Source organism: Nocardioides oceani, from assembly GCF_030412965.1.
In the GTDB taxonomy this organism is placed as follows: domain Bacteria; phylum Actinomycetota; class Actinomycetes; order Propionibacteriales; family Nocardioidaceae; genus Nocardioides; species Nocardioides oceani.
In genome coordinates this window covers 335,266-356,504 of the sequence record NZ_JAUHJQ010000003.1, presented here as the reverse complement: position 1 = coordinate 356,504, position 21,239 = coordinate 335,266, and the positions used below count along the sequence as shown (strand labels likewise).

18 protein-coding genes are annotated in these 21,239 nt (G+C 74.8%); 8 read left to right on the top strand and 10 right to left on the bottom strand.

Features of this window, described 5'->3' with window-relative positions; translation table 11 throughout:
• Positions 1-77 precede the first annotated feature (77 nt).
• On the top strand, positions 78-3,329 hold the full coding sequence (locus QWY28_RS11245) for a response regulator (RefSeq protein WP_300952632.1): 3,252 nt from the start codon (positions 78-80) through the stop codon (positions 3,327-3,329).
• On the top strand, positions 3,329-4,582 hold the full coding sequence (locus QWY28_RS11240) for a hypothetical protein (protein ID WP_300952631.1): 1,254 nt from the start codon (positions 3,329-3,331) through the stop codon (positions 4,580-4,582). The genes QWY28_RS11245 and QWY28_RS11240 overlap by 1 nt, the downstream gene beginning before the upstream one ends.
• On the opposite strand, the gene QWY28_RS11235 is transcribed toward QWY28_RS11240, so the two are convergent.
• Positions 4,579-5,133, bottom strand: a complete 555-nt coding sequence (locus tag QWY28_RS11235; RefSeq protein WP_300952630.1) for an RNA polymerase sigma factor — start codon at positions 5,131-5,133, stop codon at positions 4,579-4,581. The genes QWY28_RS11240 and QWY28_RS11235 overlap by 4 nt on opposite strands.
• Positions 5,134-5,153: 20 nt before the next feature.
• On the opposite strand from QWY28_RS11235, the gene QWY28_RS11230 reads away from it, so the two are divergent.
• Both QWY28_RS11230 and QWY28_RS11225 read left to right on the top strand, forming a co-directional pair.
• Entirely contained in the window at positions 5,154-6,134 is a 981-nt protein-coding gene (locus tag QWY28_RS11230) for a serine/threonine-protein kinase (RefSeq protein WP_300952629.1), read from the top strand.
• A gap of 91 nt (positions 6,135-6,225) precedes the next feature.
• Positions 6,226-7,344, top strand: coding sequence for a Glu/Leu/Phe/Val family dehydrogenase (locus QWY28_RS11225; protein ID WP_300952628.1), 1,119 nt, complete (start codon positions 6,226-6,228; stop codon positions 7,342-7,344).
• 76 nt (positions 7,345-7,420) lie between these two features.
• Here QWY28_RS11225 and QWY28_RS11220 read toward each other — a convergent pair whose 3' ends face one another.
• The 3 genes from QWY28_RS11220 to purF all read right to left on the bottom strand — a co-directional run bounded on the left by QWY28_RS11220 (position 7,421) and on the right by purF (position 10,412).
• Positions 7,421-7,609: a DUF3073 domain-containing protein gene (locus QWY28_RS11220; protein ID WP_300952627.1), complete on the bottom strand. Its 189-nt coding sequence runs from the start codon at positions 7,607-7,609 to the stop codon at positions 7,421-7,423.
• Positions 7,610-7,743: 134 nt separating this feature from the next.
• On the bottom strand, positions 7,744-8,847 hold the full coding sequence (gene purM / locus QWY28_RS11215; RefSeq protein WP_300952626.1) for a phosphoribosylformylglycinamidine cyclo-ligase: 1,104 nt from the start codon (positions 8,845-8,847) through the stop codon (positions 7,744-7,746).
• A gap of 11 nt (positions 8,848-8,858) precedes the next feature.
• Complete coding sequence (gene purF, locus QWY28_RS11210; protein WP_300952625.1) at positions 8,859-10,412, bottom strand: amidophosphoribosyltransferase; 1,554 nt, start codon at positions 10,410-10,412, stop codon at positions 8,859-8,861.
• Positions 10,413-10,452: 40 nt separating this feature from the next.
• Between purF and QWY28_RS11205 the strand changes: the two genes are divergently transcribed.
• Positions 10,453-11,460 (top strand): hypothetical protein, encoded by a 1,008-nt coding sequence (locus QWY28_RS11205; protein ID WP_300952624.1) that lies wholly within the window; start codon positions 10,453-10,455, stop codon positions 11,458-11,460.
• A gap of 95 nt (positions 11,461-11,555) precedes the next feature.
• Positions 11,556-13,346 carry a sensor histidine kinase gene (locus QWY28_RS11200; protein ID WP_300952623.1) on the top strand — a complete coding sequence of 597 codons (1,791 nt, stop codon included), beginning with the start codon at positions 11,556-11,558 and terminating at the stop codon, positions 13,344-13,346.
• 118 nt (positions 13,347-13,464) lie between these two features.
• Here QWY28_RS11200 and QWY28_RS11195 read toward each other — a convergent pair whose 3' ends face one another.
• The 5 genes from QWY28_RS11195 to QWY28_RS11175 all read right to left on the bottom strand — a co-directional run bounded on the left by QWY28_RS11195 (position 13,465) and on the right by QWY28_RS11175 (position 19,379).
• Complete coding sequence (locus QWY28_RS11195) at positions 13,465-13,953, bottom strand: (2Fe-2S)-binding protein (protein WP_300952622.1); 489 nt, start codon at positions 13,951-13,953, stop codon at positions 13,465-13,467.
• Positions 13,954-13,963: 10 nt separating this feature from the next.
• Positions 13,964-16,306, bottom strand: a complete 2,343-nt coding sequence (locus QWY28_RS11190) for a molybdopterin cofactor-binding domain-containing protein (protein WP_300952621.1) — start codon at positions 16,304-16,306, stop codon at positions 13,964-13,966.
• 143 nt (positions 16,307-16,449) lie between these two features.
• Positions 16,450-17,625, bottom strand: coding sequence for a PucR family transcriptional regulator (locus QWY28_RS11185; protein ID WP_300952620.1), 1,176 nt, complete (start codon positions 17,623-17,625; stop codon positions 16,450-16,452).
• Entirely contained in the window at positions 17,622-18,983 is a 1,362-nt protein-coding gene (locus QWY28_RS11180) for a dipeptidase (RefSeq protein ID WP_300952619.1), read from the bottom strand. The genes QWY28_RS11185 and QWY28_RS11180 overlap by 4 nt, the downstream gene beginning before the upstream one ends.
• Before the next feature lie 15 nt (positions 18,984-18,998).
• A complete protein-coding gene (locus QWY28_RS11175; RefSeq protein ID WP_300952618.1) occupies positions 18,999-19,379 on the bottom strand; it encodes a sterol carrier family protein in 381 nt (126 codons plus the stop codon).
• Between the two features lie 71 nt (positions 19,380-19,450).
• On the opposite strand from QWY28_RS11175, the gene QWY28_RS11170 reads away from it, so the two are divergent.
• Positions 19,451-20,287 (top strand): DNA-formamidopyrimidine glycosylase family protein, encoded by an 837-nt coding sequence (locus QWY28_RS11170; protein ID WP_300952617.1) that lies wholly within the window; start codon positions 19,451-19,453, stop codon positions 20,285-20,287.
• Here QWY28_RS11170 and QWY28_RS11165 read toward each other — a convergent pair.
• Entirely contained in the window at positions 20,284-20,658 is a 375-nt protein-coding gene (locus QWY28_RS11165) for a hypothetical protein (protein WP_300952616.1), read from the bottom strand. The two genes, QWY28_RS11170 and QWY28_RS11165, sit on opposite strands and share 4 nt — an antisense overlap.
• On the opposite strand from QWY28_RS11165, the gene QWY28_RS11160 reads away from it, so the two are divergent.
• Positions 20,650-20,973 (top strand): hypothetical protein, encoded by a 324-nt coding sequence (locus tag QWY28_RS11160; RefSeq protein WP_300952615.1) that lies wholly within the window; start codon positions 20,650-20,652, stop codon positions 20,971-20,973. The two genes, QWY28_RS11165 and QWY28_RS11160, sit on opposite strands and share 9 nt — an antisense overlap.
• Positions 20,974-21,239: the final 266 nt, after the last annotated feature.

Genomic DNA, 21,239 nt, shown 5'->3' with positions numbered 1-21,239 from the left:
GGTCCGCGCCCGCTTCTGACGGTCCGGCCGCACGATGAGGCGGTCCACGTCATCATGGTGCGCTGGAGGTGGTGCCCGTGGCTGAGGCCGAGCGGCCGCCGGAGCACCTGTTCCGGTTCGTGGCCGAGACGACGACCGACGGCCTGTGCTTCGTCGACGCCGCAGGGACGATCACCTTCGCCAACGACGCCGTGGCCGCGGCGGTCGGGCGGACCGTCGCCGACCTGGTCGGCAGCCCGCTGGCCCACCTGTTCGTGATCCCGCCCGGCGAGGAGGCGGCGTACGCCGACGGCCGCAGGCGGGAGAACGTCGAGACCCTCCTCGCCCACGCCGCCGGCACCGAGGTGCCGGCGCTGGCCTCCTCGGTGCCCCTGCCCGAGGACCTTGGCCCCCGGTGGCGCCGGATGGTCCGGGTGACGCCGTACGCCGGTCGGCGCGGGCTGCTGGAGCAGTGGCAGGAGCGCGAGCGTGCCCTCGCCGACGCCCAGGAGATCGCCCGCGTCGGCAGCTGGACGTGGGAGCCGCGCACCGACCTCGCGGAGTGGTCGGAGCAGATGTACCGGATCGCCGGCCGCGACCCGCGGACGTGGCGGCCGACGCTGTCCTCCTTCCTCGCGCTGGTCCACCCCGACGACCGGGACCGGGTCGCGGAAGCCATCGCCGCGGTGCTCGAGGGCGAGGAGTCGTTCTCCTTCGACGCGCGGGTGATCCGCCCCGACGGCACGGTGCGCTGGGTGCGGGGGCTCGGCCGCGCGCGGGAGACCCCGTCGGGCGAGCGCGTGCTGAGCGGGACAGGCCAGGACATCACCGAGCTGCAGGAGTCCGACGCGGAGGCCGCCGACGCCACCCGGAGGCTGCGGCTGCTCCAGGAGATGGCGTTCGCCGCGAACCGGGCGAGCACGCTCGCGGAGGCCATCGACATCGCGGCCCGGGCGCTGCCGGCCAACGCCGACGGGTGGGAGGCGCTCGGGGTGCACGTCCCCGAGGGGGGCCGGATGGTGCTGCTCGCCGCCTTCGACGGCGACGTGCCGATGGACGGCGCCTTCGCGCGCGACCTGGCCGAGCGGGCCCGCAGCAGCGGCGAGATCGAGGCCGTCCCGGCGCCGGGCCGGGCCACGACGCACAGCGTGGTCGCGGTGCCGGTCGCGGCCGGCGGCCGGATCGAGTGCGTGATCATGCTCCTGGCCGACGAGGTGCCGCCGGACGAGACGTCGTACTCGATGCTGCGGCAGGTCGCCATCCAGCTCGGCATCGTCGCCGAGCGGGCGCAGCACGCGACCGAGCTGGCCGAGGCGCGCGACGAGGCGATGGAGGCGTCCCGGCTGAAGTCGGAGTTCCTCGCCACCATGAGCCACGAGATCCGCACGCCGATGAACGGCGTGATCGGCCTGACCGAGCTGCTCGGACGCACCGGCCTCGACGACCAGCAGCGCCGCCTCGTCGACGGCCTCCGCGACGCCGGCCAGACGCTCATGGCGATCATCAACGACATCCTCGACCTCTCCAAGATCGAGGCCGGCAAGCTCGAGCTGGAGACGGCCGACTTCGACCTCCGCGGCGTGCTGCACCAGACCGCCGGCGTGCTGGCCGGGCCCGCCCACGCCAAGGGCCTCGAGCTGGTGATCGCGTGCGCGCCCGACCTGCCGCCGGTGCTGCGCGGCGACGCCGTGCGCTTCGGGCAGGTCGTCGCCAACCTGACCTCCAACGCCGTGAAGTTCACCGACCGCGGCGAGGTCGTGGTCAGCGCCGAGGTGGTCAGCGAGACGCCGACCGCCGTGGTGCTGCGCGTCTCCGTGCGCGACACCGGCGTCGGCATCGACCCCGAGGGGCGCAGCCGGCTCTTCGACGCCTTCACCCAGGCCGACCCGTCCACGACGCGCCGGCACGGCGGCACCGGGCTCGGCCTGGCGATCAGCCGCCAGCTCGTGCACGCCCTGGGCGGGGAGATCGGCGTCGAGAGCGAGCCGGGCGTCGGCAGCACCTTCACCTTCACCGCACGGCTCGCCCGGGGCGCGGCCCCGGCGCGGACCGACGGTCCCGCCGGCGGACCGCCCGTGGCGGCGCTCGCCGGACGCCGCGTGCTCGTCCTGGACGACAACGCCACCAACCGCCGGGTGCTCACCGAGCAGCTGGCCGCCTGGGAGGTCGACGTCGTCGCCGTGGCCACCGCGCCCGAGGCGCTCCTCGCGCTGCGGTCCGCCACACGCCGGGGACGGCCGTACGACGTCGCGGTGATCGACCTGGTCATGCCCGGCGAGGACGGCCTCGAGCTCGCCCGCCGGCTCCGGTCCGACACCACGCTGCGGCAGCCGCGGCTCGTGCTGCTCTCACCGGACCAGGCCGTCGGCGCGGGCGACGCGCGCGCCGCGGGGTTCGACACGACCGTCGCCAAGCCGGTGCGCCACGACGAGCTCCGCGAGCTGCTGGCCTCCCTGCTCGGCACGTCCGCGGACACCGGCGCCCTCCCGGCGGCCGAGCCCGCCGACGAGCTCGGGCTGCGCGTGCTCGTCGTCGAGGACAACCCGGTCAACCAGCTGGTCGCGACCGGCATCCTGGAGAGCCGCGGCTACGCCGTGGACGTCGCCTCCGACGGGCTGGAGGCCCTGGAGCGGCTGCGCCCCGACCACGGGTACGCCGCCGTGCTGATGGACTGCCGGATGCCGCGGCTCGACGGCTTCGAGACCACCCGCACCTACCGTCGCGGGGAGCGCACCGGGAGCCGGGTGCCGATCATCGCGATGACCGCGTCCGCCCTCGAGGGCGAGCGCGAGCGCTGCCTGGCCGCCGGCATGGACGACTTCCTGACCAAGCCCGTCGACCCCGGCGACCTCGACGCCGTGCTGCGCCGCTGGACCGGCCCCCAGGCCACGCCGGCCGGCCGCGGTCGGGCCGCCGCCGCCGCGGCCGAGCCGGCCGGGGCGGACCGGACCGTGCAGGCGGCGGAGGCGCTGGCCGGCGAGGCCGGGGGCCCGCTGCCAACCGGTCCGGTGCTCGACCCCTCCCGGGTGCGCATGCTCGACGAGCTGCGCAAGGACGGCGTTAGCTTCTTCGTCCGCACCGCCGGGTCGTTCATGGGGCGCATCGACGAGCAGGTCGCCGCCATCCGCGACGCCGTCCGGGCCGGCGACGCCAACCGGACCTTCACCTCCACCCACCTCGTCAAGGGCAGCGCGCTCAACCTCGGGCTGACCCGGGTCGCCGAGGTCACCCAGCGCATGGAGGACCACGCCGAGCTCGGCAGCACCGCCGGCATGACCGGGATGCTCGAGGACCTCGACCGGGAGGTCGCCGCCGCCGTCGCCGCGCTCCGGGACGCGGTCGAGCGGTAGTGCTGCCCCCGTTCGGCCCCCGGCTGGAGGTCGTCGCCCGCCGGCGCCCGGTCGAGCTGGTCCGGCCGCTGGAACGGCCGGTGGCGCCGTACCTCGCCGTCGAGGGCGACGGCCCGCTCACGCTCGCCGGTCATGGCCTGCAGGTCGTCGGGGAGTGCGACGGCGCGGCCCGGCTGGCGGTCACTGCCGGCGGGCGCACCACGCGGCACCGGTCCCGGCGGCACGGGCGGGCGGCCGCGCCGGTCGAGCGGCTCTGCCTGGCGCTCACCGGCACCCACGTGACCCTCCTGACGCGGGAGGCGGGGGCCTGGGTCGCCCGCTGCCGCGTCGACCTGGCCGGCCGGGTCGACGCGCGCGACGAGGACCGGCTGGCCACCCTCGAGGCGGTCGGCGGGCGGCTGGGCTCCTTCGGCCAGCTCGGCCTGCGCGACCTGCGCGTGGTCACCACCGCCGACGGTGCGGCGTACCGCCCCGACGGGCTGGTGCACCTGACCGCCACCTCGGCCGGACCGGGGTTCTTCGACACCGCACACACCTCGGTGTGGACCCTCGACCCGGCGACGTCCGCGCTCACCCACGGCGCCGACCTGTTCTTCCGCCGCCCCGACCGGCCGGGCGTGCTCGGCGACCACGCCACGCACCTGGTCCGCGACGGCGACCGGTGGCTGGTCGCGACCAGCACGTGGGGCGACTTCGACCGTCGCCGGCGCACCCGCGTCACGCTCGCGGAGACCACCGCCGACCTGCTGCACGGGACCCACGTGCTCGACAGCCGCGAGCTGCCGCTGCCGACCGGCGACCTGCCCTCGGTCGCGGTCTGGGACCCGCACCTGGTCCGCACCGACGAGGGCTGGCTGGTGGGCTTCGTCAACGCCAGCCGCTACTTCCGGTTCCACCCCGCGCTGGCCGGTGGGCCCGGGCTCGACCGCCTCCGGCTGCTCGGGGCGGACCCCACGCCGCGCGAGTGCGAGGGCAGCACGCTGCTCCACCTCGACGGCGCCTGGCGGCTGCTCGCCAGCGACCGGCACGAGCGCTCGTGGCCCGTCCACGACCTCGCCGTGCGCCGCACGGGCCGGCTCGACGCGCCGTACCCCTCGAACATCCCGTGGCCCACGCTCGTCCCGCTCACCGAGGCGGAGGGCGGCGGCTGGCTGGCCGTCACCTTCGACGGCACCCGGGCCGGCGGGCCGCTGGCCGGCTACGGGACGCACGGCGACGTCGTCGTGATGCGGACGGCCGCCGGTCAGCCCTAGTCGGTGACGCGCAGCAGCGGGCGGACGGCGTTGCGTGCGGTGTGGATGCGCGACTTCACCGTGCCCAGCGGCACGTCGAGGACGCGGGCGATCTCCGCGTAGTCCAGCTCCTGCACGTCGCGCAGCACCAGCGGCTCGACCAGCTCGGGGCGGTCGGCGGCGACGACCTCGAGCGCGTCGAGCAGGTCCAGCCGGCTGCCCGCGATGACGCTCGTCGTGCGCGGGTCCGCGGCGACCGGCAGCTCGTCGGTGGGGCGCTCGGCCGCGCGCCGCTTGAGGGTGCGGTACGTCGACCGCGCGCTGTTCGACGCGACGACGTGCAGCCACGTGGTGAACCGGCTGCGGCCGCCGAAGGAGCCGATCCGCGTCGCCACGAGCAGGAGCGCGTCCTGCGCGGCCTCCTCGGCGTCCTCGGGGTGGAGCAGCATCCGGCCGCAGATCCGCCGCACGCGCGGCTGGACCGCGGCGAGCAGGTCCTCGAGCGCGTCCCGGTCGCCCGCGGCCGCGCGCAGCGCGAGGGCGTCGAGCTCGTCGGGTGTCGGGTCCTCCACGGTCTGGGACGATACGACCCATGCCCCTCCCCGAGCGCCTCGGCCGCCTGCGGCGCGTCGACCGGCTCGGGGTCGGCGGGTTCGCGACCGTGTGGCTCTACCACGACGCCGAGCTGGACTCCGACGTCGCCGTGAAGGCGCTGGCGGAGAACTGGGCGCAGCGGCTCGACGTCCGCGAGCGCTTCCTCGAGGAGGCACGAATCCTGCGGCGAGCCGACAGCGACCACGTCGTCCGGGTGCACGACATCGGCGAGGCCGACGGGACGCCGTACTTCGTGATGACCCACGCCGACCTCGGCTCGCTCGCCACGCTCCTCGAACCGGGCCGGCCGCTCCCGCCCGGCCGGGTGCTCGACCTGGTCGCGCAGGCCGCCGACGGGCTGGCCGTGCTGCACGACCTCGGTGTCGTCCACCGCGACGTGAAGCCGCAGAACCTCCTCCTGCGCAGCGGCGGCAGCGCCGGCGACCGGCTGCTCGTCGCCGACCTCGGCGTCGCCAAGGCGATGCTCCACGCGAGCGGCCTGACCCAGGTCGTGGGGACCCCGGCGTACATGGCTCCCGAGCAGGCCCTCGGGACCGGCGTCGACCGACGTGCGGACGTGCACGCGCTGGCGGCGGTGGCCTACCAGATGCTCACCGGCGAGCTGGCCCGCACCGGCTCGGTCAGCTCGCTGGCCGCCGCCGGCCTGCCTCCCGCGCCGTCCACGCGCGCCGACCTCCCGGCCGCGGTGGACGGTGTCCTGCTCGGCGCGCTCGACCCGGATCCCGACCGCCGCCCCGACGACGTCGCCGCGCTCGTGGCCGGCCTGCGCCGCGCGCTCGGGGCGGACGCGACGGTGCTGCTGCCGCCCCGGACGGCGTCCGCTCGGGCGGAGCGCGCCGCTGACGCGCGGCCGGGCCCTGCACCGGTGTCCTCGCCCGTGGTCACCGCGCTGCTGGCCGTGCTGGTGCTGGTGGTCGCGTTCGCGGCGGCGTACGCCGCCGTGCACCTCGCCTCCTGAGGCCCCTACGCTGGGTGTGACCCGCGCCACCCCTGCGGGTCGACACCGCACCGCCGCACACCCCGCGGCCGCACAGGAAGCAGGCACACCCATGTCAGCCACACCCTCGTCAGCCAGCCCCGTCGTGGACGTCTTCGAGCTCGGCTCCGAGCACGAGCAGGTCGTCTTCTGCACCGACCGGGCCACCGGCCTCCGCGCCGTCGTGGCAATCCACTCCACCGCCCTCGGCCCGGCCCTGGGCGGGACGCGGTTCCACCCGTACGCCTCGACCGCCGACGCCGTCTCCGACGTCCTCGACCTCTCCCGCGGGATGACCTACAAGGCCGCGCTCGCCGGCCTCGACCTCGGCGGTGGCAAGGCCGTCATCGTCGGCGATCCCGCGACGCTCAAGACCGAGGCGCTGCTGCGGGCCTACGGGCGGTTCGTGCAGTCGCTCGGCGGCCGCTACTACACCGCCTGCGACGTCGGCACCTACAGCGAGGACATGGACCACGTCGCCCGCGAGTGCTCCTACGTCACCGGCCGCACCGTCGCCCACGGCGGCGCGGGCGACAGCTCGGTGCTCACGGCGTACGGCGTGTTCCAGGGCATGCGGGCGGCCGCCGAGCACGCCTGGGGCGAGGCCTCGCTGGCCGGCCGCACCGTCGGCGTCGCCGGGGTCGGCAAGGTCGGGCGCCACCTGGTGCGCCACCTCGTCGAGGACGGCGCGCGCGTCGTCGTCACCGACGTCCACACGCCCGCCGTCGAGCGCGTGCTCGCCGAGCACGGTGGTCACGCCGGCGGCGCCGTGCGCGCCGTCGCCTCGACCGCCGACCTGCTCGCGGAGCCGCTCGACGTCTACGCCCCGTGCGCCCTGGGCCGGGCGATCACCGACGAGGTCGTCGACATCCTCTCGGCACGCGTGGTGTGCGGCGCCGCCAACAACCAGCTCGCCCACCCCGGCGTGGAGAAGGCGCTGCTGGACCGCGGGATCGTCTACGCCCCCGACTACTGCGTCAACGCCGGCGGCCTGATCCAGGTCGCCGACGAGCTCGAGGGGTTCTCCTTCGAGCGCGCCCACCAGCGGGCCACGGGCATCTACGACACCACGCGTGCGGTGCTGGAGACCGCCGCGGCCGAGGGGGTCTCGCCGGCCGTCGCCGCCGACCGCCTCGCCGAGCGCCGCATCCGCGACGTCGGCCGCCTGCGGGGCATCTGGCTGGGCCGCTGACGCGGACCCGCCGGCTGCACGCCTCGACCCGGTCCTCGGCCCCTGCGCGAGCAGGAGCCGGGGGCCGGCTCAGCGGTCAGTCGCGGCGGGGCTCCACGACGTCGGCCCACTTCTCGAGGACCTCGGGATCCACCTCGGACTCCGGGTGGTCGGTCTCTCCGCCGTGCAGCTCCTGCGCCAGCTTCCCGAAGTCCGTCTCGTGAGTCCGGTACTTCAGGTCGCGAGCGACCTTCGTCTGCTTAGCCTTCGCTCGGCCGCGCCCCATAGGGTCAGCCCCCTCGCAACTTGGCCGGGGCACAGTGGCACCCGGGCGGTCCTCAGAAATTCTCCGTGACGCCAACGCTACCTGTTACGTGGTTGTTCCCGCACGTCCGGGTGCCAAGTGGCGTCGGCGAGCCGCTACCAGCCGGGGTGCTGGCCGGTGAGGTGCACGCTGCCGCCGGCCTGGGACTGGGCGAAGCCCGCGGCCCCGGCCGCCCGGACCTCGCCGGCGACCCAGGCGCGGACGCCGTGGCCGGCGAGCACGCGGACGGCCTCGTCGACGTCGTCGGCCGGCAGGAGCGCCACCATGCCGACACCGCAGTTCAGGGTCGCCTCCAGGTCCGCCTGGGGTACGTCGCCGACGCGCCGGACCAGGTCGAAGACCGGCTGCGGGGTCCACGTGCCGCGGTCGATCGTGGCGGTGAGCTCGACCGGCATCACCCGCTCGAGGTTCGCGGCCAGCCCGCCGCCGGTCACGTGCGACATCGCGTGGACGCCGGTGCGGTCGGCCAGCTCGAGGCAGGCCTTGGCGTAGATGCGGGTGGGCGTGAGCAGCTCCTCGCCCAGCGCGCGACCCAGCTCGGGCACGTTGCGGTCCAGCGACCAGCCGGCGCCGCCGGCGTCCGGGGCGCCGAGCAGGACGTGGCGGACCAGGGAGTAGCCGTTGGAGTGCAGGCCGCTGGCGGCCATCGCGAGGACGACGTCGCCGGGACGCACCCGGCCCGGGCCGAGCAGCCGGTCGGCCTCCACGACGCCCGTGGTGGCGCCGGCGACGTCGTACTCGTCGGGCGCCAGCAGGCCGGGGTGCTCGGCGGTCTCGCCGCCGACGAGGGCGCAGCCGGCGACCTGGCAGGCCTCGGCGATGCCCTTGACGATCGCGGCGATCCGCTCCGGGACGACCCGGCCGGTGGCGATGTAGTCGGTCATGAACAGCGGCTCCGCGCCGCACACGACCAGGTCGTCGACGACCATCCCGACCAGGTCGAACCCGATGGTGTCGTGGACGTCCATCGCCTGGGCGATCGCGACCTTGGTGCCGACGCCGTCGGTGGAGGTCGCGAGGAGCGGACGCTCGTACTTCGTCAGCGCGCTGGCGTCGAAGAGGCCGGCGAAGCCGCCGAGGCCGCCGATCACCTCGGGCCGGCTGGCCCGGGCGACGTACCCCTTCATCAGCTCGATGGCGGTGTCGGCCGCCTCGATGTCGACGCCCGCGCGGGCGTAGGCGTTCTGGCCGTCGGTCACCGGGCGGTCCTTCACGGGTTGTTGAGCACGGGCAGCGCCTTGCCCATGGTGGGGGACTTCAGCGTGGCCTCGAGCAGGTGCTTGCCGAGCAGCGACTCGTCGGGCAGCGCCACGGGGTACTCGCCGGTGAAGCAGGCCTGGCACAGCGACTGCGCCGGCTGTCCGGTGGCTTCGATCATCCCGTCGAGGGAGATGTAGCCGAGGCTGTCGGCACCGACGCTGGCGGCGATCTCGTCGACGTCGAGGCCGTTGGCGATCAGCTCGGCCCGGGTGGCGAAGTCGATGCCGTAGAAGCACGGCCACTTCACCGGCGGGCTGGAGATCCGCACGTGCACCTCGAGCGCGCCGGCCTCGCGGAGCATCCGCACCTGCGCGCGCTGGGTGTTCCCGCGGACGATCGAGTCGTCGACCACGACGATCCGCTTGCCGCGGATCATGTGCTCCAGCGCGTTGAGCTTCAGCCGGATGCCGAGCTGGCGCAGGGTCTGGCTGGGCTGGATGAAGGTGCGGCCGACGTAGGCGTTCTTGACGAAGCCCTGGCCGAAGGGGATCCCGCTCTCCTGGGCGTAGCCCGAGGCGGCCGGCGTGCCCGACTCCGGGACCGGCATGACCAGGTCGGCCTCGACGGGGAACTCCCGGGCCAGCCGGCGGCCCATCTCGACCCGCGCCTCGTGGACGTTGCGGCCGCTGATGGTGGCGTCGGGGCGGGCGAGGTAGACGTACTCGAAGACGCAGCCCTTCCGCTCGGGCTCGGCGAACCGGTGCGAGCGCAGGCCCTGGTCGTCGATGACGAGCATCTCGCCGGGCTCGACCTCGCGCACGACGCTGGCGCCGATCGTCGCGAGCGCGGCGTCCTCGGAGGCGACGACCCACCCGCGGTCGAGCCGGCCCAGGACGAGCGGGCGGATCCCCTGCGGGTCGCGGGCGGCGTACAGCGTGTTCTCGTTCATCCACACGAAGCAGAAGGCGCCGCGCAGCGTGGGCAGCACCTCCAGGGCGCGCTGCTCGAGCGTGCTGTCCGGGTGGTGGGCCAGCAGGGCCGTCACCAGGCTGGTGTCGTTGGTGGCCTCGCCGGCCGGCCGGGTGTGCAGCTCCAGCTCGTCGTCGGGCCCGGGCAGGTCGTCGACCATGCCGCGCAGCTCGTGGGTGTTGATCAGGTTGCCGTTGTGGCCCAGCGCGATCGAGCCGTCGGCGGTGGGGCGGAACGTCGGCTGCGCGTTCTCCCAGGTGCTGGCGCCGGTCGTGGAGTAGCGCGAGTGGCCGATCGCGACGTGGCCCTTGAGGGAGTCCAGCGTGGTCTCGTCGAAGACCTGCGAGACCAGGCCCATGTCCTTGTAGACCAGGATCTGCCGGCCGTTGCTGACCGCGATGCCGGCCGACTCCTGGCCGCGGTGCTGGAGCGCGTAGAGACCGAAGTACGTCAGCTTCGCGACGTCCTCGCCCGGCGCCCAGACCCCGAAGACGCCGCACGCGTCCTGCGGGCCGGCCTCCTGCGGGTCCAGCGCGGTCGTGAGCCGGCCGTCGCCGCCCCTGCGCGAGCTGCCACTGCTGCTGAGGTAGGGCACGGCCCCGATCGTAGCGGCGGGCGGCAGTAGGGTCCGATTCGTGACCGAGCCGCGTGGACCCTCGCCCTCGGCGCCGGAGCCGACGCGCGGTCGCGGCGGGCGCCGCTTCGTGCTGGTGACCGGCATGCCGCGGTCGGGCACCACCGGCATCGGCAGCGCCCTCGCCCACGCGCCCGGGGCGGCGTACCTCTACGAGCCGCTGAACGCCGAGTCGGGGCTCCGCTCGGTGCCGGAGTACTTCCTGCTCCCCGACGACCCCGGCGTCGACGAGCGGCTCGCGGAGGTCCTCGGCCTGCACCTGCGCGTGCGCGACGGCGTCTGGCCGACCGACGGCGCCCTGCGGCGGACCGTCAAGCGGGTCACCGGCAGCCGCACCCGCACCTCGGCGTACCGCTGCCGGTTCGACCCGCGGGTGCGCACGGTGGTGTGGAAGGACCCCTTCGCGGCGTTCCTCGTCGACCGCGTCGTGGCCCGGCACGCCATGCCGACGGTCGTGACGGTCCGCTCCCCCGAGGCGACCGCGGCGAGCTTCAAGCGGCTGGGGTGGAGCTTCGACGTCGATCGGGTACGTCGCAAGGTCGCCGCCCGCTTCCCCGACCTGGACGCCGCCGTCCGCGAGGACGGGTGGGACGCCTGGGCGGACTCGCCGACCACCAACGGCGCGCTGCTGTGGCGGCTGCTCTACGGCCACCTCGACGCGGCGCTCACCGGGCTCCCAGGGCTCACAGGGCCCGCCGCCGCCCCGCCGCCGGTCGCGTGGGTGAGCACGGCCGGGCTGATCGCGGACCCGATGGCCGCCTACCGCCGGCTCTACGCGCTGGCCGGGCTCGAGCTGACGGCGGACGCGCGGGCGGCGATCGAGCAGGACTACCGCGACGAGGGCACCAGCGAGCCGTCGGCCACCCGCACCCACGACCCGCACCGCAACGTTCAGCAGTCCACCGACTACTGGACCCGCACCCTGGACCCCGCGGAGGTCGAGGCGGTACGCCAGATCACCGCCGCCGTCCGCCCCCGGGTCGAGGCGCGCACCGGCCCCCTCGACTGAGGCCCACGGCCCGGTCCGTACCTGTTCCCCGGACGCCGGCGCCGGAGGCTGCGTATCGTGGGCGCTCCCCCCGGTCTTCACCCCCTTGGAGCACGATGGCCCCGCGCGCGACCGCACCGACCCCACCGGGGTCGCCGGACCTGTCGCCGGGACTCTCGCCCGAGGCGCTGGAGTCCCTCCAGCTCATCGCCGAGGGCATCACGGCGATCGCCGGCTTCGGCGTCGCCGCCATCGGTCTCGTGCGCGACGGCTTCCTCGAGATGGTCTCGGTCGCGGGCAGCCCGCAGGCGCGCAAGGAGCTCGTCGGGCGGCGCACGCCGCTGCACCTGCTGACCAACGAGCTCGAGGTCGCCGACGACTGGGGTCCGTTGAAGTTCGTGCCGCACGAGCGGCTGCGCTCCGACATCGAGACCTGGGGCTGGGTGCCGACCCTCGAACCGCTCGAGGCACCCGACGCCTGGCACCCGCTCGACATGCTCACCGCACCGCTGCTCGACGCCGACGGCACGATGCGCGGCCTGGTCTCCATCGACCTGCCCGACGACGGCCGCCGCCCCGGCCCCGAGCGCCGCCGGCTCCTGGAGCGGTACGCCGCGCAGGCCTCGCGCGCCGTGCTGCGCGCGCTGGAGCGCGAGGAGCTCGAGGAGCAGGTCCGGCTGGCCGCCACGGCCCGCCGCGTGGTGCGCCGGGCGTCGCGGCAGCGCTCGCTGTCGAAGATCCTCGACGAGTCGGGCGAGGCGCTGGTCGAGGGCTTCCGGGCGCTCGGGATGTGGATCCAGACCATCGACGAGGACGGGCTCGGCACGGGGGCGATCCACGCGACCGACGGCACCGAGGTGGTGCTGCCCGAGGCGATCCTGGCCGTCGCGGAGAGGTCCGCGCGGATGGCCTGGGCGGCCCAGCAGACGGTCGTGGTCGCCCGCGGTGGCCTGCGCGACGGGCTGAGCGACGACGAGCGCGAGCAGATCGTCGACTTCCTCGACGGCCTCGACATCGGCTCGATCCTCTTCGTGCCCATCGGCGTCGGCCCCGAGACCCTCGGCAACCTGGTGCTCACCCGGCCGCACGGGGGCGCGCCGTGGACCGACACCGAGGCCAGCGCCGCGCTCGACATCGGCCACGACCTCGGCACGGCCATCCTCAACGTCCGCGCCTTCGAGCGCGAGCACCGGCTGGTCAAGGAGCTGCAGGCGCTCGACCAGTACAAGGGCCAGCTGATCGCGACCGTCGCCCACGAGCTGAAGAACCCGCTGACCTCGATCGTCGGCTACCTGGAGATGCTCGAGGGCGAGGACGTCGAGGGCGCGGTCAAGCAGGCCCTCTCCGCGATGGACCGCGGCGCGAGGCGGATGGTGCGCGTCATCGACGACCTGCTGCTGCTCTCCAAGGTCGGCGACCCCAGCAACCCGGTCATCCCCCGGCCCGTGGACCTGGCGTCCGTCGCGGCCGACGTGGTCGACCTGACCAGCGTCGCCGCGCAGAAGCGGGACATCACGGTGCTCGTCGAGTCGCCGACGTACCCCGTCCTGGCCAGCGGGGACCCCGACGAGCTGGACCGGGTGCTGTCGAACCTGGTGAGCAACGCGGTGAAGTACTCCGAGCCCGGTCGCACCGTGACCGTCTGCCTGGCCCGCGACGGCGAGGAGGTCGTCGTGGAGTGCCGCGACGAGGGCTTCGGGATCAGCCCCGAGGACCAGGAGAAGCTCTTCACCGAGTTCTTCCGCTCCACCAACCCGGTCGCCGTCGCCCAGCCCGGCACGGGGCTCGGGCTGGCGATCGTCGCGCGGATCGTGGAGCGCCACGGCGGCCGGATCGAGCTGGACTCCGAGCTGGGCCGCGGGAGCACGTTCCGCGTGCGGCTGCCGGGCGCCCAGCCGGCCGCCTGAGCCGGACTGCCGACCGACCGGGGTCCGGGGGTAGTCACGGACGTTTTCGTCCGTCGGTCAGGTAGCCACGGACGTTTCTGTCCGTGACTACCCCGACGACCGGCCGACCGGGTCGGGGTCAGCGCATCGCGCGGGCGCCCTTCTCGATCGCCTCGCGGATCCGGACGTAGGTGCCGCAGCGGCACACGTTGCGGATCCGGTCGAGGTCGGCCTCGGTGATCTCGCGGCCCTCGCGCCGCACCTTCTTCACCAGCGCGACGGCCGCCATGATCTGGCCGGGCTGGCAGTAGCCGCACTGGGCGACGTCGAGCTCGAGCCAGGCCTCCTGCATCGGGTGGAGGTCGTCGCCCCGCGCGCCGACGGTGGCCGGGAGGCCCTCGATGGTGGTGACCTTGTCGGTCTTCTCCAGGTCGCCGACCCGGACCGAGCAGGGGTTGAAGGCCTTGCCGTTGATGTGGCTGGTGCAGGCCTTGCACACGTTGATGCCGCAGCCGTACTTCGGGCCGGTGACGCCGAGGAGGTCGCGGAGGACCCAGAGCACGCGGACGTCGTCGTTGACGTTCACGGTGACGGGCTTGCCGTTGAGGATGAAGGTCTGCTTGGGCACGGCTGGCTCCTCAGTAGGTCTTCTTCAGGCCGTCGGTCGGCGACGGGGGCATCGAGGGGACGAACGACTTCGGCTTGAACCGGACCTGCCCGTGGTTGATGGGGAAGCGCGTCGGCAGGGTGCCGGTGGCACGGGCGTACGCGCACGCCACCGCGGCGGCCGACGAGCCGACCGCGGCCTCCCCGATCCCGCCGGGGGTGTCGGAGTCGGACTCGACGATGTGGACCTCCACGCCCTCCGGCGGGACGTTCCACTGCCGCGTGTAGAAGTAGTTGTCCCAGCTGCCCTCGAGGAACCGGCCGTCGCGCAGGTGGTTGCTGGCGCTCAACGTCATCGCCAGGCCGTCCATGAACCCGCCCTGCATCTGCGCCTCGACGCCGCGCGGGTTGACGACCAGCCCGCAGTCGACGGCGATCACGGCCTTGGTCACGCGGGGTCCGGTGTAGGTCTCCTTGCCGAGGTCGCGCTCGACGGTCCGCGGCCGGCAGTCGATCTCGACGAGGACGGCGGTGGCGCCCTTGTACTCCTTGTGCAGCGCGACGCCCTGGGCCATGCCCTCCGGCATCGGGCGGCCCCAGCGACCCTCCTTCTTGACCTTCTCCAGCACCGCGCGGACCCGCTTGTTCTTCACGTGGTCCAGGCGGAACTGCAGCGGGTCCTTGCCCGCCTTCCTCGCCAGCAGGTCGATGGTGAGCTCGGCGGCCACGCAGGTGTCCGGGGAGTAGATGTTGCGCATGGAGCCGGTGGAGAACTTGTCCTCGAACTCCAGCGGCTCGTTGAGCAGCTGGGTGACGACCCCGAAGTTGTAGGGCAGCTCCTGGGTGAGGGTGAAGATCGTCTCCGCGAACCCGAGCCCGCCGAGGCCGGTCGGGAGCTCGTCGGCCAGCGAGGTGATCATCTCGCCGAGCCCGTGGCTGAAGTCGGTGGTGACGCTGGTGTGGCGCTGCTCGAAGCTCAGCACCTGGCCGGCCAGCACCGTCGCGCGCACCCGGGAGGTCGCCATCGGGTGCAGGCGGCCCTGCCGCGGCTCGTCGACGCGGTGCCACATGAGCTTGACCGGCACGCCCATCGCCTTCGAGACCTTCGCGGCCTCGATCGCGTGGTCGCCGAAGAGCTTGTGACCGAAGGAGCCGCCGCCGGTGACGACGTTGACCTTCACCTGGTCCTGCCGCAGGCCGGTCGCCGCCGCGATGTTGCCCTGCGCCACGATCGGCGCCTTGAGGCCGGCCCACACCTCGGCGCGGTCGGCGCGGACGTCGGCGATGGCGGCGTACGGCTCGAGCGCGGCGCTGGAGCGGAACATGAACTCGAAGCGGGTGTCGACCTGCTCGGCCAGCACCGGCACCTCCGGGACGACCATCGGCAGCTCCTGGGCCTTGAGCTTGGCCAGGACCGTCTGGTCGGACTCGCCGCTGGCGGTGCCGCGGTTCCAGTCGACCTCGAGCGCGCGGACGGCGTCGATGCACTGGCCGAAGGTGCGGGCGCGCACCGCGACGCCGGTGTCGACCATCGCGACGTGGGTGACGCCGGGCATCTTCAGGACCTGTGCCTTGTTGCGGACGCGCCGGGGCGAGCCCTGGTGCTCGGGCGGGCGGCAGACCATCGTGGGGAGGGCGCCGGGGACGTCGAGGTCGGTGGTGAACTTCTTCTTGCCGGTGACCGCGTCGCGGGCGTCGGTGCGGTTCCGCGGCTTGCCGATGACCTGGTAGTCGGCCTTGGACTTCAGCAGCACCTCGACCGCCTCGACGACCTGGCTGGCGGCCGACGTCGCGAGGTCGCCGTACGTCACGGTGTTGCCGAGGGTGTCGCTGATGATCCCGCCGGTGGTCGTCAACCGGTCGACGGTCGTGCCGAGCTGGATCGCGGCGGCCTCGAGCAGGCGCCGTCGCGCGACGGCCGCGGCGACGCGGATCGGCGTGAACGTCGAGAACGTCGTGTTCGAGCCGCCGGTGAGCTGGTTGAACAGCAGCTCGGGGCGGGCGGGGGCCAGGGAGACCTTGACCTTCTCGACCGGGAGGTCGAGCTCCTCGGCGAGGATCATCGCGGTCGAGGTGACGATGCCCTGGCCGACCTCCATGCGCGGGAGCGCGAAGGAGGCCGTGCCGTCGCGGTTGATCGTGACGGTGATCAGGTTCGCCGTCGGCAGCGCCGCGTCGGTCTGGAGGTCCTCGAGGTCGTAGATCTCGGGGACCTGCGGGCCCGACGGGATCGCGGCGCCGGCGGCGGTGCGGCTCAGCCCGAGGTCGGCCGCGACGACGAGCGTCGTGCCCGCCATGACCCACCCGAGGAAGCCGCGCCGGCCGAGCCCCGGGGAGTCCGGTCCGGCCTGGGGGTCGTGCTCGAGCGCGGTCATGCGTGGTCCTTCCCGAGAGGTCACCGGGCTTTACAACGCCAGCCCGAGTGTCGAATCGTGGCACGGGTGACCGTCGCCACACCATGCCTTCGTCGCCCACGATTCAACGGATGGGTCTGTGCACTCCGCACACCGCGTGGCGGCTACTGAGGCAGGCCGGCGCGGTGGGCGCGCAGGGCCAGCGCCAGCTCGACCGGCGGCACGACGTCGACGAGGTCGTGGCCGGTCAACGTGGAGACCCGGCGCAGCCGGTTGAGCACGGTGTTGCGGTGGCAGTGCGCCCGTGCGGCGGTGTGCGTCGCGGAGCCGCCGGTGGCGACCCACGCCTCGAGCGTCTCCAGCAGCGCGTCGAGCTCCCCGCCGCCGGCCGCGAGCAGTGGGCCCAGCCACACCGCGACCAGCCGGCCCGCGACCTCCGGCGCGGTGAGCAGCAGCGCCTCGGGCAGCCGCTCGTCGAACGCCGCCAGCCCCGGCTCGCCCGCGAGGGTCCGCAGCGCGACCGACGCCTGTCGGAAGCCGGTGCCGACCCCGGCGAGGCCCGCCACGACGACCGAGGCGCCGAGCGGGCTGTCGACCGGGCGGAGCGCGTCGTGCACCTCCCCCGCCCGACCCGCCCCGACCAGCACCAGCCCGACGGCGCCGCCCGTGCGGCGTACCCAGCAGGAGCGGAGCGGCGCAAGGGCCGACTGCTGCCGGTCGGGGTCGAGCGCGGGGCCGGTGAGGACGACGTACCGCCCGGCGACCGGGAGGTCGAGGATCCGCGCCGCCTCGTGGGCGAACCCCGGGTCCTCCCCACGGCCGCTCAGCAGGCCCTCCCACAGCTCGGCCCGCAGCTGCTCGTCGGCGCGGACGGCCGCCCGCTCGGCGGCGTGGTAGGCCGCGGCGACCTGCGCGGACGTCTCGTCGATGACCTCCCACAGCCGGGTCCCGACCTCGCGGACCTCCGCGCCGGGGAGCGACTCACCGACCTGGTCGACGAGGTCCTCCCAGATCAGCCGGCCGCCGAGCCGGAAGGAGCGGAGGACGTCGTCGAGGGGCAGCCCTTGCTCGGCGCGGCGCCGACCGGTCGCGCGCGCCGCGTCGTACGCCGGGTCGTCGGCCGGGTCGAGACCGCCCTCCCCCGGCGCGGGGCCGCCGAGGAGCTCCAGCGCGCGGACGACGTTGTCGTGGCAGGAGCGCCGCAGGTCGGCATGCGGGACGAGCCCGGTGGCGCGGTAGCCGGGGTTGGCCGCCTCGATGGTCGCGACGAGCCGGTCGGTCAGGACCTCCACCCGCGCCCGCCGGTGCTCGAGCAGGGCGGCGTGGGTGGCGGCGATCACACCTCCAGGATGCCCAGGCGGTCCAGGAGCAGCGTCTCGGCGAGCACGACCCGCTCGAACTCGGCCAGGTGCAGGCCCTCGTTCGCGCCGTGCGCCCGGGTGTCGGGGTCCTCGACGCCGGTCACGAGCACGCTGGCCCGGGGGAACGCCTCGAGGAACTCCGCGATGAACGGGATCGACCCGCCGACGCCCATGTCGACCGGCGCGGTGCCGTCCCAGGCCTCGGTGAACGCCTCGCGCGCGGCGTCGTACGCCGGGCCGGTCGCGTCGATCTGCGTGGCCCCGCCGGTGTCGACGACGGTGAAGGTGAGCCGGGCGCCCCACGGGACGTGGGCCTCGAGGTGCTCGCGCAGGCGGGCGACGGCGTTCTCGGTGGTGTCGCCGGGCGCGATGCGCAGGCTGATCTTGGCCCGGGCGGCCGGGACGAGGGTGTTGCTGGCGCCCTCGACCTTGGGGGCGTCGAGCCCGGTGATGGACAGCGCCGGCTTGGTCCAGAGCCGCTCCACGGTCGAGCCGCTGCCGATCCAGTGCACGTCGGGGAGGGCGCCGGACTCGGCGCGGAGCCGCTCCTCGGGGTACTCCACGTCGGCCGCCGGGCCGCTGTGCAGGCCGGCGACGGCGACGTTGCCCTCGTCGTCGTGGAGGCTCGCGATGACCCGGGAGAGCGCGATGAGGGAGTCCGGCACGAGGCCGCCCCACATGCCGGAGTGGACGGCGTGGGTGAGGGTGCGGACCTCGATGTCGGCGCGGACCAGGCCGCGCAGGCTGGTGGTGAGCGCCGGCTCGCCGATGTCCCAGTTGCCGGAGTCGGCGATGACGATGACGTCGGAGCGCAGCCGCTCCTGGTGCTCGCGCAGCAGCGCGGGCAGCGACTCCGAGCCGACCTCCTCCTCGCCCTCGATGAACATCGTGACGCTCACCGGCAGGTCGTCGCCGAAGACGCGGAGCGCGCCGAGGTGGGCGGCGATACCGGCCTTGTCGTCCGCCGCGCCGCGCGCGAAGAGCCGCCCGTCGCGCTCGGTCGGCTCGAAGGGCGGGGAGTCCCAGTCGGCGTGGTCGTTCTCGGGCTGCACGTCGTGGTGGGCGTAGAGCAGCACGGTCGGCGCGCCCTCGGGGCCGGCCTTGTGCGCGATGACGGCGGGCGCGCCGCCCTCGGCGCTGACGATGTCGACGGTCTGGAAGCCCTCCGCGCGGAACAGCTCGGCGACCGCCTCGGCGCTGCGCTGCACCTCGCCGGCGCGGGCGGGGTCGGCGCTGACGGACTCGATGCGGACGAGGTCCTCCAGGTCCTTCCTCAGGCCCGGCAGGACCTCGGTGACCTTGGCGCGCAGCTCGTCGGTGGTGGGGCGGGTCGTCATGCGCGCAACGCTAGGTCAAGACATCGAGCGGTGCAGCGGCAGGTACGGCGACAGGTCGGCCCGCTCGCCGCTCGCCCGGACCCGGCCGGCCTGCTCGGCCTCGTGCCAGGTCAGCTCGCCGGTGGCCAGCGCGATGATCGTCGCGGCGTCGGTCTCGACCACCGCGGGCGGGGTGCCGCGGGTGTGCCGGACGCCCGGGACCACCTGGACCGCGGCGTAGGGCGGCACCCGCACCTCCACCGAGTGGCCCGGCGCGCGGGTCTCGAGGAGCGCCAGGTAGTGCTTGACGAGCAGCCGGAGGTCGCCCTTCTCGCCCCTGCCGGACTCGTCCGCGCGGACCCGCGCGAGGGCGGCGGACACGTCGGCGGGGTCGGCGGGGCGGAGTCGTGCGGGCACGGTCACGAGGATAGGTTCCGCCGCCGGCCTCCCCCGCCCGCGGGCTTGACCGGGCCCCGGAGGATGGCGGGGTGCCGGAGGGGGACAGCGTCTACAAGCTGGCGCGGCGGCTCGACCGGCCGCTCCGCGGGCGGACCATCGTGCGCAGCGACCTGCGCCTGCCCCGGCTCGCCACGCGGGACCTCGCCGGGCGTGTCGTGCTGGAGCACGCGACGCACGGCAAGCACCTGCTCACCCGGTTCAGCGGAGGGGCCACCCTGCACACCCACCTGCTGATGGACGGCTCCTGGTCGGTCACCGGCCCCGGCAAGCAGCTGCCCCGCAGGCTCATGCCGGACGTGCGGATCGTGCTCGCGACCGACGCCGGCCACACGGCGTACGGGCTGAAGCTGCACGAGGTGGAGCTCGTCGAGACCGCCCGCGAGCACGAGCTGGTCGGCCACCTCGGACCGGACCCGCTGCGGGCGGACTGGGACGCCGAGGAGGCCGTACGCCGCCTGCGCGCCGAGCCCGCCGTGCCGCTCGTGTCCGCGCTGCTCGACCAGCGCAAGGTCGCCGGCTGGGGCAACCTGTGGGCCAACGAGCTGGCCTTCCTCGTCGGCCGCAGCCCCTGGACGCCGATCGGCGACGTCGACGTCGAGCGGCTCGTCGCGCTGGGGGCCCGGGCGCTGGTGCACTCGGCGACCGTCGAGGGTGCCTACCAGGTCACGACCGGCGTCGGCCGCAAGGGCGAGTCGCACTGGGTGTCCGGGCGGGCCGGGCGGCCGTGCCTGCGGTGCGGCACCCGGGTCGAGGTGGTGCCGGAGGTCCCGAACGACCCCGCCAACCGGCGTACCTGGTGGTGCCCGCACTGCCAGCCCGGCCCCGGGCCGGAGGCCCGCACGCTCACGTCGCCGGCGGCGCGCTAGAGGACGACGACGGCGCCCGGGTCGGCGTCGCGCAGGAGGCCGAGCACGGCGGCCGCGGTGCGGCTCGCGTCGAGGTCGCGCGGGCCTGGGACGAGGACCGGCTCGATGAGCAGCGCGCGGCCCAGGGCGAGCGCCGCCCGCGCGGTCATGCCGGAGGTCACCAGGAGGTCGGCGCCGCCGAGGTCCCGGGCCCGGCCCGCGACCAGCTGGTCGTCGGCCGGCTCGGTCGCCGGGTCGGCCTGCAGCGTCCAGCCCGACACCCGGCTGCGCCGCACCTCCGCCGCCGTCACCTCGGCCGCCGCCGCGTCGGGGTCGACCACGAGCACCCCCGACCCCGACCGAGCCAGCCGCAGGCAGACCTCGTGCCCCACCCCGGTCCCGCCGCCGACCACGACGCCCAGCCTCCACCGCAGCAGCACGCCCTCAGGCTAGGCGGCCTGCGGGCGGCGGGCGGTGGGTGGTCGCGGTGGGGCAGCCACGAGCGCGCGCCCCTCGACCAGCCGAGCGCCCGCGACCACCGCAACGCCCTGCGCACCTCACCGGGTCTCGACGACGCTCGCTGGCGCTCGCTGCTCGACCAGCAGGAGTCCGCCACCGCCCACCGCAAGGCCCTGCGCACCTCACCGGGTCTCGACGACGCTCGCTGGCGCTCGCTGCTCGACCAGCAGGAGTCCACCGCTGGTTGAGCAGGGAGGCGCCCCAGCGCCGACCGTGTCGAAACCCCGCGACGTACCCAGCACCGCAAGCACCCTCACCGGGTCTCGACGACGCTCGCCGGGGCTCGCTGCTCGACCAGCAGGAGTCCACCGCTGGTTGAGCAGGGAGGCGCCCCAGCCCCGACCGTGTCGAAACCCCGCGACGTACCCAGCACCGCACGCACCCTCACCGGGTCTCGACGACGCTCGCTGGCGCTCGCTGCTCGACCAGCGGGAGCTCGACGACGCCCGCCAGG